This is a genomic window from Variovorax sp. VRV01 (genome assembly GCF_014852545.1).
GTDB lineage: Bacteria > Pseudomonadota > Gammaproteobacteria > Burkholderiales > Burkholderiaceae_C > Variovorax > Variovorax beijingensis_A.
Genome location: NZ_JACVBS010000004.1, coordinates 122,725 through 140,155 on the forward strand (window position 1 = coordinate 122,725; position 17,431 = coordinate 140,155).

The window sequence follows — 17,431 nt, forward strand, 5'->3', positions numbered from 1 at the left end:
GTCAGGCCTCCTGCAGCCACAGCCGCTGCAGCAGCGCCATGTCGGGTGCGCCGCCATGCCAGGTGTTGCCGCTGTCGATGTTGCTGACCCACACTTCGGCCGGAGCGAACAAGGCGCCATCGATCTTGTAGAAGTCGTACGCGACCTCCTTGAAGATCTCGGCGAACGAGCGCCCGTGATCGCGTGAATTGCGCGACGGCAGCGCACGCGCCAGTTCGCGCGCCGCGCCGTCGTCGCCGCGCACCGTCAGGTGCACGCGGCCGCCGTACAGGATGGAGTCGTTGGTGCGGCCCATGGCCTCGACGCCATCGGCGCTTGGCGACGGCAACGGCGCGGTGCCGGCGCCGTCGACGATGTTGGCCAGCGCAAAGCCCAGCTCGTGCGCCTTGTGCAGCGCCACCTCGAGCACACGCGCCACCACCTGCGTGGTGCCCGCCAAGCTGGTGGTGGGCGTGAGGATCAAGGTCAGCGCTTCGGCGGCCAGGCCGCAATCGCGCAGCAGCTTGTCGATCACGATCTTCGGCGGCGCGCGATCGACTTCCAGCACCAGCACGCCGCAGGGCGCATGGTCGCGGTAGCCCAGTTCGGCAAAAAGTTTTTCCTTGACCGCCAGCGCGCGCGCCGGCCCCGAGCCAAGCGAAAAGAACTTCTTGCCGCCGGTCTCTTCCTTGGTGGCCGCGAGGCTCCAGCCGGCGTACTGGCTGCCAAGGCAGGCCAGCACCGGCTGCGAGCTGCGCACGTCGAGCCAGGTGGGCCAGCCCTCGGCGCTGCCGCCGCTGCGCAGGTTCACATGCCCCAACCCGCCCATGCAGATCTCGCCGATCTGCAAGCCGGCCGCCACGCTGCCGCGTGCCTCGATGCCGGCATCGACGATGCGCGCGCCGCTGTCGTCGCGGCGCAGCTGCAGCCCGAGCGCATCGGCATCGGCCAGCAGGCGCTCGACCAGCGGGCGGGCCAGCAGGTTGACGCTCAGGCCCGACGCGGCCGCGGGCGGGGAAGTGTTGCTCATGCCTTGGTCTCCAGTGATTGCAGCAGCCGCTCGCGGCCTTCGTCCAAGCGGGTGCGCACCTGCTGCGCGCTGCTTCCGCTCGCCGTCAGGGTGCACACGGGGTCGTCGATGTCGAAGCGCTGGCCGGCTTCGGGCAGGTCGCGGATGCCGGGCCATGCGGCAAGGCGCTGCGCCAAGGCCGCGTCGAGCTGCAGCGGCTGCCGCGCGAACACGATCTCGAGGCCTTCGACCTGTTGCGCATGCGATGGCACCGGCGGCGGCAGTTCGCCATGCAGGCAGGCACGCAGATGCGCCTGCATCACGCCCGGCGAACCGGCGGGCGCCTTGTAGAGGCTCATGCTGGCTGGCGGCCTCGGGTTGACCTCCAGCACGCCGATGGCGTCGCCGTCGCGCATGAAGTCGAGGCTGCACAGGCCGCGCAGCTCGAACTCCGCAGTCAGCGTGCGCGCGATGGCCGTCACGCGGCGCGCGATGGCCTCTGCCACGGGCACCGGCCCGACGGCGCCGCAGAACACGAAAGGCCGCGTGCCGAAGCGGCGTACGGTCTGCTCGTTGAAGCCGAGCACGTGCACATCGCGGCCGTTGGCGATGAAGGTGGCCGACATCGGCAGCCCGGCCATTTCGCGCTGGAAGTAGTGGTGCGAGGACGGCGGCTCGTCCATCGACCACGGCGCATGGCGCACATGCCAGCCGCCGCAGCCGTGCGCGTCTTTCATCAGCCATCCGGCGGGATCCTCGGGCGGCTGCAGCAGCACTTGCGGAAAGGGTATGACCTGCGCCGCAAGAAAGCCGAAGAAGGCGGCCGGATCGCGCAGGCGGCGCACGGCCGCGGGCGCGGTGCCGATCAGCGGCAGCACGGCCGCGCCCTCTTCCAGCAATTCGGGCTCGCCTTCGAAGCCGCTGCCTGCGATCCAGCCCAGCACCGGTTCGCCAGCCTCTGCGAGCGTGCGCAGCGCGGCCAGGACGCTGGCCGCATCGATCTGCAAACTGCCGGGCGCGCCAATGGGCAGCCAGCGTGAGGCCGCGCGGCGCGTGTCGACATCGCCGAACAGGTCGAGCGCGACCACCTGGAAGCCATCGCTCGCCGCCGCCTCGGCCATGGCGCGCGCAGAGATGGCGGCAACGACGATCGTCTGCATGGTGCCCGCGGGCTTCAAGCCGTCTTTCCGGCCTGCTCGACCAGGAACGCGCGGGCCACCGCAAAGGCTTCGGGAAAGCTCAGCACCTGCGCCTTTTCAGCCTCGCACATCTGCACCAGCAGCCGATGCTGCGTCTGGTACTTGACGTTGCCCACCGCCAGCGCGCCGATGGCCACGGCCTGCGTGCCGGCCAATGGCTTGGCGTCGTCCATCACGCCGACGCCGGCAATGCCTTCGGGGGGCACGGCGTTCACGTCGGCCGCCACCTTGAGCCGCGTCGCGGCGCCGAGCGCCTCGCTCGATACGACCTGCACGCCCGCGGCCGCACAGGCCAGCAGTACGTCGGCATCGGCGATGGAGCGGCGCACGGCGTCGGGGTCGCCGCCCGAGAGGCCGTGCAGCTTCACGCCGAAGCGCTGCCCGGTTTCGTCGGCCGCTTCCTGCGCCGCGTCGATGCCGTTGCGGCTGGACAGGTACACCTCGGCACCAGCCTGCGCCGCGATCACACCGGCCACGCGGCCCACCGGGCCCGTGCCGCCGAGGATCACCACGCGCTGGCCTTCCAGTCCCTGCCCATGGTGGCGCTTGAGCGCGGCCTCGACGCAGGCCACCATGGCCGCGGCCGTGGTGTAGGCGCCGCTCGGATCGGCCATCGCCGAGACGACGAAGGGCTTGACCATCGACGTCCGCGCGCGCTCTAGCATGTCGGCCGCCAGCTGCGCGTCGCGTCCGCCGATGAAGATGCCGGTGCGTGCCACGCCTTTGGGCCCACGCGAGAAGATGGTGTCCTGCGTCAGTCCGGTGATGCGGTCCAGGCCCACTTCGCAGTAGGGCACGATGATCTGGTAGCCGGCGTCCGCCGCCATGTTGATGTCGAACGGGCTCATCTGTTGGCCGGGGGTGAACATGTGGAGGATGCGGGGACGTTCCATGAGGGCCTGCGTTGGTTGATGTTGATGTGTGGAAGGTTGAGGCGTCGGGTGGCCTGCGCCAGCAGGATTCAGCGGTTGCGCGGCTCGGCGGCACGGCCCCGCACCACCGCCCCGCGGTTGCGGCCCGAGACGATGCGCAGCTCGAGCCGCGGGTCGAGCTGTCCGGAGGCACGCGCCGCATCGACCAGCATCTCGGCCCGCACGTGCGAAGGCACGATCGCAAAACTCGTGGGGCCCCACGAACTCTGGCCGATGGCCACATCGTGCCCGCGGCTCGCATCCGCGAACCAGTGCATCAGCCGCCCGACCGCCGCGCTCGTGTAGATGCCGCCCTGCGCGGGCGCGAAGTGCTCGCCGAGCAGCTGCTGCATGCGGTTGATGCCCGCGGCAAACGGCGCGAACTCTGCGCGCGCGGCGCCGGGCAGCACCCGCATCAGCACCTGATGGCAGATCTCGGCCGCGCCTGCCTGCGGCAGGGGCGGCAAGGCCGCAATGGCTTTCTTCTCCGCGCCGCCCGACAGGCCCTTGTGCGTGGGATCCTGGACCACGATGACGCGCCATTCCTCCGGAAACTCGATGCGCGACAGCAGCGGCGCGGGCAGCCCGTCGGCGCCCGGGCCGCCATCGAGCAGCAGGCCGCCGCTGTCGAAACCCGCAATGCCGATCCCCGAGCGCAGGCCACGCCCGAGCCAGTGCGCCAGCGTGCCCGTGTCCAGACCGAGCCCATGCCATTCGGCAAAGGCCCGCCCGATGGCCGACGCGAGCTGCGTGCCCGAGCCGAAGCCCGCATGCGGCGGCAGCGCATGGCGCAGCCGCAGCGACAGCGGCGCGTGGCGGCTGCTGCGCTGCTTCAACACCGCCAGATAGTCCGCCGCGCGGGCCAGTTCCGCTTCGCCGGCCGGCGTGTCGGCCGCCAGGTGGTCCACCGCGGACGCCGACAGTTCCACGTCGGTGGTGAAGCCGTCGATCACCAGCCCCAGGCTGCCGAACGCGCGCCCGAGCGAGCCCGAGGGGTCCAGAAAGCCCAGGTGCAGGCGCCCGGGCGCGCTCACGTCCACCGTGCGAACGCTCTGGTCGAGCCTGGAAGCAAAGGCGAGGTCGGCGGAAGTCATGGGCGGCGGTGTGCGACGAGGCGAGGTCATGGACCCGCTTGTCGTAGCAAGGGCCGTTCCGTCCATGCGCCCAGAGGGAGCACCGGGGCCAGGGCGCGTTCAGGAGGCCGCCGATGTCCCAGGAGCGGGACAATGTGTCACGGCGCGCGGGGCCGCGGCGGGAGTCGCGGCTGCGGCGCAGCGCCCCAAATGAAAAACGCCCCGTGAGGGGCGTTTTTGTTTGCTATCTGGCGGAACCGGAGGGATTCGAACCCTCGATGAGGCTCTACACCCCATACTCCCTTAGCAGGGGAGCACCTTCGGCCACTCGGTCACAGTTCCTGAAAGAAGCCGAGATTATGCCACCATCAGGCGGCCGGTTGGTCCAGATCGAAGGCTTTGTGCAGGGCGCGCACGGCCAATTCCATGTATTTTTCGTCGATCACGACCGAGGTCTTGATCTCGCTGGTGGAAATCATCTGGATGTTGATGCCCTCTTCGCTCAGCACGCGGAACATCTTGCTGGCAACGCCCACGTGGCTGCGCATGCCGATGCCCACGATGCTGACCTTGCAGATCTTGGTGTCGCCCACGATCTCGGTCGCGCCCAGCGAGGGCATGACCTTCGACTGCAGCAGGTCGACCGTCTTCGCGTACTCGTTGCGGTGCACGGTGAAGCTGAAGTCGGTCCGGCCGTCCTTGCTGAGGTTCTGGATGATCACGTCGACCTCGATGTTGGCATCCGCCACGGCACCGAGGATGTGATACGCGATGCCCGGCTTGTCGGGCACGCCGAGCACCGAGATCTTGGCTTCGTCGCGGTTGAAAGCGATGCCGGATACGACGGCTTGTTCCATGTTTTCGTCTTCCTCGAAAGTGATCAGCGTGCCGGACTTGGCCTCTTCATTGATGTCGATGTCCCACGGCGTGAAGCTCGAGAGCACACGCAGCGGCACCTTGTACTTGCCGGCGAATTCCACCGAGCGGATCTGCAGCACCTTGGAGCCCAGGCTCGCCATCTCGAGCATCTCTTCGAAGCTCACGGTCGAGAGGCGTCGGGCATCGGGCTCCACGCGCGGGTCGGTGGTGTAGACGCCGTCGACGTCGGTGTAGATCAGGCACTCGTGCGCCTTCATCGCCGCCGCAATGGCCACGGCCGAGGTGTCGCTGCCGCCGCGGCCCAGCGTGGTGATGTTGCCGTCGTCGTCCACGCCCTGGAAGCCGGTGATCACCACCACCTTGCCGGCGTCGAGGTCGGCACGCACGCGCTCGTCGTCGATGCTTTCGATGCGCGCCTTGGTGTAGGAGTTGTCGGTGCGCACCGACACCTGCCAGCCCGCGTAGCTCACGGCTTCCATGCCTTCGGCCTGCAGCGCAATGGCCAGCAGCGCGGAAGAAGCCTGTTCGCCGGTCGAGGCGAGCATGTCGAGTTCGCGCCCGTGGGCCTCGCTCGGTTTGCTCGGCGCCAGTTCCTTGGCCAGGCCGAGCAGGCGATTGGTCTCGCCGCTCATGGCACTCGGGACCACGATCATCTGGTGGCCGGCGCGCGCCCACTTGGCGACGCGCTTGGCGACATTCTTGATGCGCTCGGTCGAGCCCATCGACGTACCGCCGTATTTGTGAACGATCAATGCCATGGATGAATTCAGAGAATAAGAAAGGGCCGGTGCTGCACCCCCGAGTGCCAGCGCGGCGCCCTGCAAGCCGTCAGCGCGAAGCCTTGGGCGAGGGCCCGGAATTGTACCAATGCAGCAGATCGCCCCTGCGCTGGGCAAATCCATTGGCCACCTTGAGGTGGATCCGGTGGCCGCGGGTGGTGCAGGCGCGAACCTGGTCCAGCAGCTGGTCGAGCTGCGCCGCGCTGGGCGCGCAGCCGTGTGCCTGCATCAGCCAGTGCCGCAGCACATTGGCCTGCCGCGCGCGTGAAAGCGCCTGCAGCGCGGCGATGCGGGGCGGGTTGCCCACCACCGCCAGGTCCTGCGCCGCGAGTTCGCCCAGCAGTTCCTGCGCTTGCGCGGCATGGCCGATGCTGCGGGCGAAGGTGGCGCGGAACTGCGGGAAGGTCCGCTCCAGCGCGGGCAGCAGCACGGCGCGGATCCGGTTGCGGGTGTAGCGCTCGTCCTCGTTGGTCGGGTCCTCGATCCAGGGCAGGCCGACGCCCTTCAGCCACGCCCGGATGTCGGCCCCAGGCACCGCCAGCAGCGGCCGGTAGATGTCCAGTCCGTTGCGCCGCGCATGCGCGGGCATGGCCGCGAGGCCCGGCAGACCGGCGCCCCGGGAGAGCGCCAGCAAAAGGGTTTCGACCTGGTCGTCGGCATGGTGCCCGAGGACTATCGATTCGATAGCGCCGAGCGCCGTATCCATGCGCGCCATGGCTGCAAAGGCGTCGTAGCGGGCGCGGCGCGCCGCATCTTCGGGGCTGTCGCCCTGCGCATGGCGTGCGTCCACGCGGTGCACCACCAGCGGCACGCCCAGGCGTTCGCACACCGCCGCGCAATGGCGTTCGAATTCATCGGCTGCCGCCTGCAGTCCGTGGTGCACATGAAACGCGAGCACCTGCCCTGGCCAGGCCGAAGCGCAAGCGGCCAGCAGGGCCGTGGAATCCGCTCCGCCGCTGAAGCCCACCGCCAGCGGCAGATGCGCCGGCTCGAACGCGGCCATGGCGCGTTCGAAGGCTTCGTTCATGGAAGGAGCAGCGCGCTGGGCTGGCTTGTTCTTTACCTGCCGGTGTCGGCCTTGGTGTCGTTGAAGCGCCCGTAGCTCTGCAGGCGTTCGTAGCGGCGCTCGAGCAGTTCCTTCGGCTTCAGGTCGCTGACCTGGCGGAAGGCGTCGTTGAGCGCGCGCTTGAGGAAGGCGGCCATCTGGCGATGGTCGCGGTGCGCGCCGCCGACCGGCTCGTTCACGATCTTGTCGACCAGGCCCAGCGCCTTCAGGCGGTGCGCGGTGATGCCGAGCGCATCGGCCGCTTCCTGCGCCTTGTCGCTGGTCTTCCAGAGAATGGAGGCACAGCCTTCGGGGCTGATGACCGAGTAGATCGAATACTGCAGCATCACGAGCTGGTCGCCCACCGAAATGGCCAGCGCGCCGCCGGAGCCGCCTTCGCCGATGATGGTGACGATGATCGGCACCTCGAGCTGCGCCATCTCGTAGATGTTGCGGCCAATGGCCTCGGACTGGCCGCGCTCCTCGGCATCGATGCCCGGATAGGCACCGGGCGTATCGACGAAGGTGAAGACCGGCAGCTTGAACTTCTCGGCCGTCTTCATGAGGCGCAGCGCCTTGCGGTAGCCCTCGGGCTTGCTCATGCCGAAGTTGCGCGCAGTGCGCTCCCTCGTGTCGCGCCCCTTCTGGTGGCCGAGCACCATGCAGGGCGTGCCGTTGAAGCGCGCCAGGCCGCCCACGATGGAAAGGTCGTCGGCAAAGTGCCGGTCGCCGTGCAGTTCGACGAAGTCGGTGAAGATCTCGTTGACGTAGTCGAGCGTGTAGGGCCGCTCCGGATGCCGCGCGATCTTGGTGATCTGCCAGGGCGTCAGGTCGCTGTAGATGTCCTTGGTGAGCTGCTGGCTCTTCTTGCCGAGCTGGTCGATTTCCTCCGAGATGTCGACCGCCGATTCGGTCTGTACATAGCGCAGTTCTTCGATCTTGGTTTCGAGTTCAGCAATGGGCTGCTCGAAGTCGAGGAAGGTTCGTTTCGCCAACGTCTTCTCCTGTTGTTCAATATGCGACCGGTACCGGGTCGAGCGATCGCCAAATATACCAAGTCGCCACGCTGCAATACGGGGCCCAGGCCACGGCAACGTCGCGGGCATCGCTTCGGCTCACGGGATCGCCCGAAAAATAGTTAACGCTGATGCCGTTGAGCAGGCCCAGGTCGTCGACCGGCAGCACGTTGGGCCGCATCAGGTGGAAGATCAGGAACATCTCGGCCGTCCAGCGGCCGATGCCGCGGATGGCCACGAGTTCATCGATGATGAGCTCGTCGGCCATGTCCTTCCAGGCGTCGACGTGCACCGCGCCCGAATCGAAATGGATGGCCAGGTCGACCAGGTACTCGATCTTGCGCGCCGACAGCCCTGCCGCGCGCATGTCGTCGACCTTGAGCTTGAGCACGTTGGCCGGCGTGAGCTTGCGCGGCAGCAGCGCGAACTTGTCCCACACGGTCTGCGCGGCCTTCACCGAGATCTGCTGGCCCACGATGCTGCGCGCGAGCGTGGTGAACGCGTCGCCGCGCGACTCGAGGCAGGCGTCGCCGAACTTCGGGATCAGCCGCTTCATCACGCGGTCCTTCCTGGACAGGTGCTTGCAGGCCTCTTCCCAATAGTCCGGCGTATAGATCTGGACCGCCGGATTTTTCGAGGAAGCAGGCATGGGATTCGTGGTTCCGTTCACTGCGCTGCGGCCCAGGTTGTGCCGGTGGGCGAATCCTTGAGCACGATGCCCTGCGCGAGGAGGTCGTTGCGGATGCGGTCGGCCTCGGCAAAGTTCTTGGCGGCCTTGGCAGCCGCGCGCGCGTCGATCTGCGCCTGGATGGCGGCTTCGTCCAGCGTGGCGCCTGCGCGCAGGAAAGCACGCGGGTCGCCCTGCAGCAGGCCCAGCGAACCGGCCAGCGCCTTCAGCAAGCCGGCTGTTTCTGCGGACTTGGTGCGGTTGACTTCGCCGGCCAGCTCGAACAGCACGGCGATGGCCTCGGGCGTCCCGAAGTCTTCGTCCATGGCGGCCTTGAAGCGCGCGGCATGGGGCTGCGTCCAGTCGATCACTGCTTCGGCCGGAGCGACCAGATCGAGCGCGGTGTACAGGCGCTTCAGCGAATTGCGGGCGTCGTCCAGGTGTGCGTCGCTGTAGTTGAGCGCGCTGCGGTAGTGCGTGCGCACCAGGAAGAACCGCAGGCTCTCGGCGTCGTACTTCTGCAGCACCTCGCGGATGGTGAAGAAGTTGCCCAGGCTCTTGGACATCTTCTCGTTGTCCACGCGCACGAAGCCGTTGTGCACCCAGAAGCGCGACAGCGGCTTGCCATTGGCGCCTTCGCTCTGCGCGATCTCGTTCTCGTGGTGCGGGAACTGGAGATCGGCGCCGCCGCCATGGATGTCGAAGGTTTCGCCGAGCGTGGCGCAGCTCATGGCCGAGCACTCGATGTGCCAGCCCGGCCGGCCGGTGCCGTAGGGGCTTTCCCATTTGGCGTCGGCAGGCTCGGTCTGCTTGGCAGCCTTCCAGAGCACGAAGTCGAGCGGATCCTGCTTGCCGTCGAGCACCGCCACGCGTTCGCCCGCATGCAACTCGTCGAGCGACTTGCCCGACAGCTTGCCGTAGCCCGGGAACTTGCGCACCGCGTAGTTCACGTCGCCGTTGTCCGAACGATAGGCCAGGCCCTTCTGCTCGAGCTTCTCGATGATGCCCAGCATCTGCGGCACGTATTCGGTGGCGCGCGGCTCGAGGGTGGGAGGCTCGATGCCGAGCGCGCCGATGTCCTGGTGCATGGCCGCGATCACTTCGTCGGTCAGCTCACGGATGGTGATGCCGCGCTGCACCGCGCGCGCAATAATCTTGTCGTCGATGTCGGTGATGTTGCGCACGTAGGTCACGGCGTAGTCGCTCGCCCGCAGCCAGCGCTGCACCACGTCGAAGGCCATCATCATGCGGGCATGGCCGATGTGGCAGAAGTCATAGACCGTCATGCCGCACACGTACATGCGCACCCGGCCCGGTTGCAATGGGGAGAACTCCTCCAGTTCACGCGAAAGCGTGTTGTAGATGCGCAGACTCATGAGGCTCGGAAAGCGTCGCTTCGCGCTCGTGCGGTACGGGCGAACGACGATGTATTTCAGGGGTGACGGGACAGTGGCCACGAGGGGTTGGACATGGCCCCTCGGCTACAATGCACCGCAGTATAAACGGCTGCTGCCGTCTCATTCCGGGTGTTTTCGAAGCCCGCATTTCCCACTCCTGCCGAGGCTTCATGAAGCACGTCGCGTTCTCCAAACTCTCCATCGCCTTCGCACTGCTGTTCAGCCTGTGGGGGTCGGCTGCCTACGCCAACGACTACGACGACGTCAACCAGCTGCTGCGCCAGGGCAAGTCGAACGAGGCGCTCGTCAAGGCCGACGCCTACATTGCCGGCAAGCCGCGCGATCCGCAGATGCGCTTCCTGCGCGGCGTGATCCTCACCGAGCAGAAGAAGCAGAACGAGGCCATTGCCGCGTTCACGCAGATGACGCAGGATTTCCCCGAACTGCCCGAGCCCTACAACAACCTGGCGGCGCTCTATGCAGCGCAAAGCAAGTTCGACCAGGCGCGCGCCGCGCTGGAGCAGGCGCTCAGGCTCAACCCCAACTACGCCACCGCGCACGAGAACCTCGGCGACGTGTACGCCCGACTGGCGGCCCAGGAATATGTGCGAGCGCAGCAATTCGCCAGCACCAACGCCAGCGTGGCGCCCAAGCTCTCGCTGATCCGCCAGATCTTCACGCCCAAGGCCGAGGCCGATGCCGCAGCCCTGCCGGCGGCACCGCCTGAAGTGCGCAAGCCGGTCGGCCGCGCCAGCAAATAGCAACAACCGTCGGCAGCATCCCGGCCGCGGCCGCTTGCATTGCCCGGTCCGTGCCCCACATCATTCGCACACGGAGCCATCCTTGAAGATCCAAGCCCCTTCCCTGTCCACCCGCTTCAGCCGCCGCGGCGCGCTCCTGCTGGCCGCCTCGCTCGCGCTTGCCGGCGCCGTCCATGCGCAGCAGCCCGGCCCGCGCGTGAAGCTCGCCACCTCGGCCGGCGACATCCTGGTCGAGCTCGACCAGGCCAAGGCGCCCCAGACGGTCGAGAACTTCCTGCAGTACGTCAAGGACAAGCACTACGACGGCACCGTGTTCCACCGCGTGATCGACGGCTTCATGATCCAGGGCGGCGGTTTCACGGCCGACATGCAGCAAAAACCCACGCGCGCGCCCATCCCGCTCGAAGCCGGCAACGGCCTGAAGAACGACCGCTACACCATCGCAATGGCGCGCACGGGCAATCCGAACTCGGCCACCTCGCAGTTCTTCATCAACGTGAAGAACAACGACTCGCTCAACGCGCCCAGCCCCGACGGCTACGGCTACACGGTGTTCGGCCGGGTCGTGGCCGGCACCGAGGTGGTCGACAAGATCCGTGCCGTGCAAACCGGTAACAAGGGCGGCATGCAGAACGTGCCGCTCGAACCCATCATCATCAAGTCCGCCACACTGGCGAAATAATTTCCGAACATCCGAAGGAAGGACTCCCTCATGAGCAACCCCAAAGTCGAACTCCACATCAAGAACTACGGCGTGATCACGCTCGAACTCGACAGCGCCAAGGCGCCGAAGTCGGCCGAGAACTTCGTCAACTATGTGAAGAACGGTCACTACGACAACACGGTGTTCCACCGCGTGATCCCGGGCTTCATGGTGCAAGGCGGCGGCTTCGAGCCCGGCATGAAGCAAAAGCCCACCGGCGCCGAGATCGAGAACGAAGCCAACAACGGCCTCAAGAACGACAACTACACGGTGGCCATGGCCCGCACCAGCGCACCGCACTCGGCGACCGCCCAGTTCTTCATCAACGTGGCCGACAACGGCTTCCTGAACCACACTGCTCCCTCGGCCCAGGGCTGGGGCTACGCGGTGTTCGGCAAGGTCACCGGCGGCACCGACGTGGTGGACAAGATCAAGGCCGTGAAGACGGGCCGCAAGGGCTTCCACGACGACGTGCCACTCGAGGACGTGGTCATCGAGAAGGCCGTCCTCGTCGCGGAATAACGAACGGATGCCACGCGGCATGAGCGCAGCGCCGGGCCGCCCCAAGCAAGCTCGCTCCCGCTTGGCGGGAAGGCGCGCAGCGCCAAGGGTGCATCAGTGAACATGGCGGAACATCCGGTTTTCAAGGAACTGCTCGCCCCGCCCGCGTGGCGCACCGTCGACCTGATCTCCGACCTGCACCTGCAGGCCGACGAGCCCGCCACCTTCGAGGCCTGGCGCGGCTATCTGCAGACCACGCCGGCCGATGCACTCGTCATCCTGGGCGACCTGTTCGAGGTGTGGGTGGGCGACGACGCGGCCGCCCTGCCCGGCTTCGAGGCCGAATGCGCCGAGTTGCTGCGCCGCACGGCCGAGCGGCTGCCGGTGTACTTCATGCACGGCAACCGCGACTTCCTCGTAGGCCCGGCGCTGGCCGCCCGGTGCGGCTTCACGCTGCTGGACGACCCCACGGTGCTGGTGCTGCACGGCGAACGCTGGCTGCTGAGCCACGGCGACATCCTTTGCCTGGACGACACCGACTACCTCAAGTTCCGCGCCCAGGTGCGCACGCCCGAATGGCAGGCCGCGTTCCTGGCCAGGCCGCTGGCCGAGCGCCGCGCGCTCGCGCGCTCCATGCGCGCGCAAAGCGAAGACCGCAAGCGCAATCCCTCGGCCGTCTGGGCCGACGTGGACGGCGGCGCCGCGCGCCAGTGGCTGCAGCAGGCGCGCGCGCACACGCTGGTGCACGGCCATACGCATCGCCCGGCCGATCACGACCTGGGTGACGGCCTCAGGCGCATCGTGCTCAGCGACTGGGACGCCGCGGCCCATCCGCCGCGCGCGCAGCTGCTGTGCCTTTCTCCCGGCGGCGCGCAGCGCGTCGATCTGCGCTAGGGCCTGTTGACGCTATGGAAGGGGTCGCGAAGCTCGCCACAGCCCGCCCATCAAGGCGCGCGACGCCGTGCGTGCGTCCGCACGCGCAAGGAACGCAACGCCGAGGGGCGGGCTGTGGCGAGCTTCCCTTCGGGTTGCTTCGCCAAGGGGCCGTCTGCGGCGTTGCCCGCGCTTGCAAGGCCAAAGCCTTGCTGCGCCCGGGCGCCTTGCAGCCAGCCCCTTGGCGAAGCAACGCGATCCCCTTCCATAGCGTCAACAGGCCCTAGCCGATGTTCAAGTGGCTGCGCCGGTTGCGCGCCCTGCCCCCTATCCCTGAAGACGCCTGGCAGGCCACGCTGGCGCGCTATGCCTTTCTTGGCGAGCTTCCGCAGGACCAGCAACTGCGGCTTCGAACGCTGTCGGCCGAATTCCTGCGCGACAAGGAGTTTCACGGCACGCAAGGCTTCGTCATCACCGACGAGGTCGCGCTGGCCATTGCCGCACAGGCGGTGTTGCCGATCCTCAACCTGAAGGGCGGCCTGGACTGGTACGACGATTTCGTCGGCATCGTGGTGCATCCGTCCGAGGTCGTCGCACGGCGCAAGATCGTCGACGAAGCGCAGGTGGTGCACGAATACGACGAGGTGGTGGCCGGCGAGGCCATGGACCGCGGGCCGGTGATGCTGAGCTGGCAGGACGTGCTCGCGAGCGGCATCACGACGGGCGGCGGCTACAACGTCGTGATCCACGAATTCGCCCACAAGATCGACATGCGCGCGGGCGACGCCGACGGCTGCCCGCCGCTGCCGCCCGGCTTTGCGGGCAAGCGCAGCGCGCGCGAGGCCCGCGCCGCCTGGCTCGCGGTGCTGCAGCCGGCCTATGAAGACTTTCGCGAGAAGACCATCCTGGCCGAGCGCTTCGGCGCGGAGCCGCCCTGGCTGGACGACTATGGGGCCGTGTCGATCAGCGAATTCTTCGCTGTGGCCTGCGAGGCCTACTTCGTGAACCGTCCGAACTTCGCCCGGGACTTCCCCGCGGTGCTGGTTCTCTTCGATGCGTTCTTCCGGCCTGAACGGGCCTGATCGCCCATCACGCCTGCGTTTCCTTGCTTACGCGCACGATACCGGCCCGCATACCCTGTCCAGGGTAAGAGTCGGCCGCGGGGTGCCTTGCCTTTGCGGGCCCCGGGCGTAGCATCGCTGCCGCCATCGCCTTCCACAGCATCGCTGCGCGCGTGATGACGTGAAGCGTCGCCGTCGGGGGCGGCGTTGCCTCATGTGATTCGTCCCCCGCGGATAACACAGGAGCGAAAAATGGTGACCTATATCGGTATGCTGAACTTCACGGACAAGGGCATTCAGAGCGTCAAGGAAACCACCAAGCGCGCCGCTGCCGCCAAGGAAACCGCCCAAAAACTCGGCGTCAATATGCGCGATATCTACTGGACCATGGGCGACTGCGATGTGGTCTGCGTGCTGGAGGCCGACGATGAGCAGGCGCTGGCCGCATTCAGTCTGGCTGTCGCCATGCAGGGCAATGTGCGCACGCGCTCCCTGCGCGCCTACACCGCCGGGGAAATGGACGGGATCCTGGCCAAGCTGCCTTGAGCCGGGCTGGACTTTTTCAGGACGGATCAGGGAAATGAAAAAGCCCGCGCGCGGCGGGCCCTTTCTCGTGAACGCACGCTGGCGCCTTATTTACGCAGCAAGGCCTTCAACGCGTTCTGCAGCCGGCGCGCACTCGCGGGGTCATGGGCCGCCGCCAGCACCTTGCCGGCATCCTGGCCCCAGGTCTGGGCCGGCGCGGGATCGCCGCGCTTGGTCAGCAGCTTGAGCTGCAGCGCACGGCGCGCATCGAGCTGCTCGGCAGGCGTCGGCACTTCAGCGGCCATTTCGAGGCGCAGCAGTGCTTCTGCGGCTTCGTCGGGCGCAGCCTTGGGCGCCGCGCCGATCGCCTGGGACCAGCCGCTGCGCACCGCAGGCGTGACCGCGCGTCCGAGTTCCTGCACGCTGGGCAGCCGCGAGGCGTCGCGCTGCTCCCATGCGCCAAGCACTTGCGTGAGCGCTTCGCCGTGGGCCTGGGCCGCGAGCTTGCGCAGCGCGAGGTCGGCGCGCTCGAGCGCCTCGCGCTGGGCGCGGAAAGCGGCGTCGCCGAGCCGCGGACCACGGTCCTCGAAGCGAGGCGGACGGTCGCCGAAGCGGCCGGCCGGTGCACCGCGACCATCGGGACGCGCTGCACCGCGATCGCCTGGGCGGCCCGGGCCGCCCGGTCCCGGACGGGCACCGTCGCGCCGGTCGCCGAAGCGCCCGCCTGCACGGCCCGCAGGCACGGCCTCGGCCTTCTTGTTGCCGGGCCGGTCGTCGCCGCGCACCGCGACCACAGGCTTGGGAGCGGGCTTCGGCGGCGTGGGCGGTGCCTTGGCTTCCTCGGCCACGGCAGCTTCGCCGGCGTCGTGTGCCGCAACGTCGGAGCGTGCCGATGCATCGGCACCGTCGGCCGGTGCAACGAGGTCCGGAGTGGCCGCGGCATGTGCCGGAGCGGGCGTGCCCGGCTGCGCTTCCGCATCGCTGGAACCCGGCGCCTGCTCGGCGCTTTCGCCGAACTCGGCTGCGGCCTGTCCGGGCGCGACCACTTCGGTGGCGCCCACGGCGGGGCCGTCGCTGGAGGGCTCGGGCTTTGCGGCAGGTGCCGGCGGAGGCGCTTCGCCACGCAGCGCGGCTTCGAGCCGCGCGATGGCGGCGCGGATCTTCTGCACGTCGCCGCCGGCATTGGCCGCGTCCAGCGCCTTGGAGGCCTCGAGCACATGGCGGTCGTGCTCGCTCATTGCGGAAGAGACCTTCTCGCGCTCGGCCGTCTTGCGGTTGAAGGCTTCGTCGATGGGTGCGCGGAACGCGTCCCACAGCTTTTGCTCGTGGCGGCGGTCGAGCGGCACGCTCTGGGCCTCGGCCTGCCAGCGCTGCTGCAGCGCCTTGACGGCATCGATGCGCAGCATGGGCTGGGCGCCGAGCTCGGCCGCCTCCGCGATCATGGCCTGGCGCCGTTCGATGCTGGCCTTTTGCGCCGCCTCGAAGGGTGCGCGCGCGGCACCGAAGGCTTCGTTCCACTGCGGCTGCAGTTCGGCAAAGACTTTTTCGCCCACGTGGCCGGCATCGCGCCAGCGGTCGGCAAACTGGTGCAGCGCGCGGTTGTGCGCCTTCAGGTCGGTGGGGTTGGCGTGTTCGGCCGCCCAGGCCCGCACTTCTTCGATCAGCGCCACGCGATGGGCGCGATGCTCCGCCGCATCGGCACGAACCTTTTCGAGCCAGGCCTCGACCACCTTGTGGGCTTCGTTGCAGGCTTCGTCGAAGCGCTTCCACAGCGCGTGGTTGGGCACGCCGCCCTGGTCGGCCTGCTTCCACTGGTCGCGCAGCGAGCGCAGCGTTTCCTGCATCTTGCGGCCGCCGAGCGCCTGGCCTTCGGGGCGCTTGAGCAAACCTTCGGCCTTGGCGACCAAGTCTTCGCGCACCTTGTCGGCGCTCCAGCGCTGCCAGCCTTCGAGCTCGCCGGCTGCGACCAGCGCCGCATGCACGCGCGCTTCGAGCGGCGCCTCGACCAGCTTGCCGTGTTCCTTCAGCACCGCGCGCAAGGCGGCGGCCGCGCCGGCGCTGGCCTTGCCGTGGCCTTCGGCGGTTTCCTGTTCGAGCTTGGCCAGGGCCGCCTGCACGGCGTCCTGCGCTGCTGCGCGCACGGACGGATCGACCTTGGGCGCGGCAGGCTTGGCGGGTGCCGCCTTGGGTGCGACGACCTCGCCGCGCGCGGCGCGAAGCTCGTCGGCCCACACCGGCACCGGCGGCAAGGGGGCCGCAGCGTCGGCGGCCGCGGCCTGCGCCTGGGCCAATGCCGCATGGAAGGCATCCGAGACGACCAGCAACTGCGCCTTCGACGATTCGAGCTGCGGCGCAAACCTGGCGTCCAGGCTGCTCCAGTTGGCATCGGCCGTGATGTCGGCGGCCTGCTGCTGCCAGTGGGCCACGTCGGCGCGCAACGACTCCTCGGCGGCCTGGGCGTCCTGCCAGCCCTTGGTCGACAGCACTTCGAAGCGCTGGGCCAGCAGCACGGCGGCCTCGCGGTGCACCTGGGCGCGGTGCTGCAGGTCTTCGATGCCCTTGACGCGTTCGGCCAGTTGCACCTTGAAACCCGCCAGCGGCTCGCGCGAGAGGGGCGCGCCGGCCTTGGCGGCGTCGCGCTGCCAGGCGAGCGCATCGGCGATGTTGAGCTTGGGCTGGGCCAGCAGCGCTTCGGCCTTTTGCGCCCATTCGGCGGCGATGGCCTCCTGGCTCTTGGCGCGCTTGAGTTCGTCGAGCTTTTCGCGCAGCAGGCGCGCCGCGCCCTTGTCGCGGCCGCTCAGCTCCTTGAAGACTTCCTGCATCTGCTCGGGCGCGGGGTTGCCGGCGAGCCAGTCGCGGATGCGCGCGGCGCGCTCGCCCGAAGTTGGCGCGGTGAAGGCGCCGCCGGTGAGCGTGTCGAGGGCCTGGAGGTCGTGTGGCTTGGAAGAAGTAGAGGTCACTTGCGCGAAATCGTTGTCTGAAGAGAGAAAGCGAAGGCGCCGGCAAAGGCCGGCGCACATCGACATTTTCACCCAGTTGTGGCGGGCGGTTGA

The 17,431-nt window shown here is 68.3% G+C and carries 16 protein-coding genes and 1 tRNA gene; 6 read left to right on the forward strand and 11 right to left on the reverse strand.

Annotated elements, in window-relative coordinates:
- Position 1: 1 nt before the first annotated feature.
- From mch to cysS, 10 genes are all read right to left on the reverse strand, one after another.
- Positions 2–1,009 (reverse strand): methenyltetrahydromethanopterin cyclohydrolase, encoded by a 1,008-nt coding sequence (gene mch / locus IB278_RS08940; protein ID WP_145745027.1) that lies wholly within the window; start codon positions 1,007–1,009, stop codon positions 2–4.
- Positions 1,006–2,148: an ATP-grasp domain-containing protein gene (locus IB278_RS08945; RefSeq protein WP_145745025.1), complete on the reverse strand. Its 1,143-nt coding sequence runs from the start codon at positions 2,146–2,148 to the stop codon at positions 1,006–1,008. The genes mch and IB278_RS08945 overlap by 4 nt, the downstream gene beginning before the upstream one ends.
- Before the next feature lie 14 nt (positions 2,149–2,162).
- Positions 2,163–3,080 carry an NAD(P)-dependent methylenetetrahydromethanopterin dehydrogenase gene (locus tag IB278_RS08950; protein ID WP_145745023.1) on the reverse strand — a complete coding sequence of 306 codons (918 nt, stop codon included), beginning with the start codon at positions 3,078–3,080 and terminating at the stop codon, positions 2,163–2,165.
- A gap of 68 nt (positions 3,081–3,148) precedes the next feature.
- Positions 3,149–4,192 carry a beta-ribofuranosylaminobenzene 5'-phosphate synthase family protein gene (locus IB278_RS08955; protein WP_145745021.1) on the reverse strand — a complete coding sequence of 348 codons (1,044 nt, stop codon included), beginning with the start codon at positions 4,190–4,192 and terminating at the stop codon, positions 3,149–3,151.
- A gap of 228 nt (positions 4,193–4,420) precedes the next feature.
- Positions 4,421–4,513: transfer RNA gene (locus IB278_RS08960), tRNA-Ser, on the reverse strand.
- A gap of 26 nt (positions 4,514–4,539) precedes the next feature.
- Entirely contained in the window at positions 4,540–5,808 is a 1,269-nt protein-coding gene (locus IB278_RS08965) for an aspartate kinase (RefSeq protein ID WP_145745019.1), read from the reverse strand.
- Positions 5,809–5,878: 70 nt separating this feature from the next.
- Positions 5,879–6,856 carry a tRNA lysidine(34) synthetase TilS gene (tilS, locus tag IB278_RS08970; RefSeq protein WP_145745016.1) on the reverse strand — a complete coding sequence of 326 codons (978 nt, stop codon included), beginning with the start codon at positions 6,854–6,856 and terminating at the stop codon, positions 5,879–5,881.
- Between the two features lie 32 nt (positions 6,857–6,888).
- A complete protein-coding gene (locus IB278_RS08975) occupies positions 6,889–7,869 on the reverse strand; it encodes an acetyl-CoA carboxylase carboxyltransferase subunit alpha (RefSeq protein WP_145745014.1) in 981 nt (326 codons plus the stop codon).
- Positions 7,870–7,885: 16 nt separating this feature from the next.
- Positions 7,886–8,539: a DNA-3-methyladenine glycosylase family protein gene (locus tag IB278_RS08980; protein ID WP_145745012.1), complete on the reverse strand. Its 654-nt coding sequence runs from the start codon at positions 8,537–8,539 to the stop codon at positions 7,886–7,888.
- A 17-nt stretch (positions 8,540–8,556) separates the two neighbouring features.
- Positions 8,557–9,933, reverse strand: coding sequence for a cysteine--tRNA ligase (cysS, locus tag IB278_RS08985; protein WP_192323244.1), 1,377 nt, complete (start codon positions 9,931–9,933; stop codon positions 8,557–8,559).
- A 191-nt stretch (positions 9,934–10,124) separates the two neighbouring features.
- Between cysS and IB278_RS08990 the strand changes: the two genes are divergently transcribed.
- From IB278_RS08990 to IB278_RS09015, 6 genes are all read left to right on the forward strand, one after another.
- On the forward strand, positions 10,125–10,715 hold the full coding sequence (locus IB278_RS08990; protein WP_145745008.1) for a tetratricopeptide repeat protein: 591 nt from the start codon (positions 10,125–10,127) through the stop codon (positions 10,713–10,715).
- An 82-nt stretch (positions 10,716–10,797) separates the two neighbouring features.
- Complete coding sequence (locus IB278_RS08995; RefSeq protein WP_145745006.1) at positions 10,798–11,397, forward strand: peptidylprolyl isomerase; 600 nt, start codon at positions 10,798–10,800, stop codon at positions 11,395–11,397.
- Between the two features lie 30 nt (positions 11,398–11,427).
- Entirely contained in the window at positions 11,428–11,940 is a 513-nt protein-coding gene (locus tag IB278_RS09000) for a peptidylprolyl isomerase (RefSeq protein WP_012748192.1), read from the forward strand.
- A 102-nt stretch (positions 11,941–12,042) separates the two neighbouring features.
- Entirely contained in the window at positions 12,043–12,813 is a 771-nt protein-coding gene (locus IB278_RS09005) for a UDP-2,3-diacylglucosamine diphosphatase (protein WP_192323362.1), read from the forward strand.
- Between the two features lie 269 nt (positions 12,814–13,082).
- On the forward strand, positions 13,083–13,874 hold the full coding sequence (locus IB278_RS09010) for a zinc-dependent peptidase (protein ID WP_145745004.1): 792 nt from the start codon (positions 13,083–13,085) through the stop codon (positions 13,872–13,874).
- 231 nt (positions 13,875–14,105) lie between these two features.
- Positions 14,106–14,399, forward strand: coding sequence for a GYD domain-containing protein (locus IB278_RS09015; RefSeq protein WP_145745002.1), 294 nt, complete (start codon positions 14,106–14,108; stop codon positions 14,397–14,399).
- Positions 14,400–14,485: 86 nt separating this feature from the next.
- Here the strand turns inward: IB278_RS09015 and IB278_RS09020 are convergent, their stop codons facing one another.
- Positions 14,486–17,398, reverse strand: a complete 2,913-nt coding sequence (locus IB278_RS09020; protein WP_225612837.1) for a DUF349 domain-containing protein — start codon at positions 17,396–17,398, stop codon at positions 14,486–14,488.
- Positions 17,399–17,431: the final 33 nt, after the last annotated feature.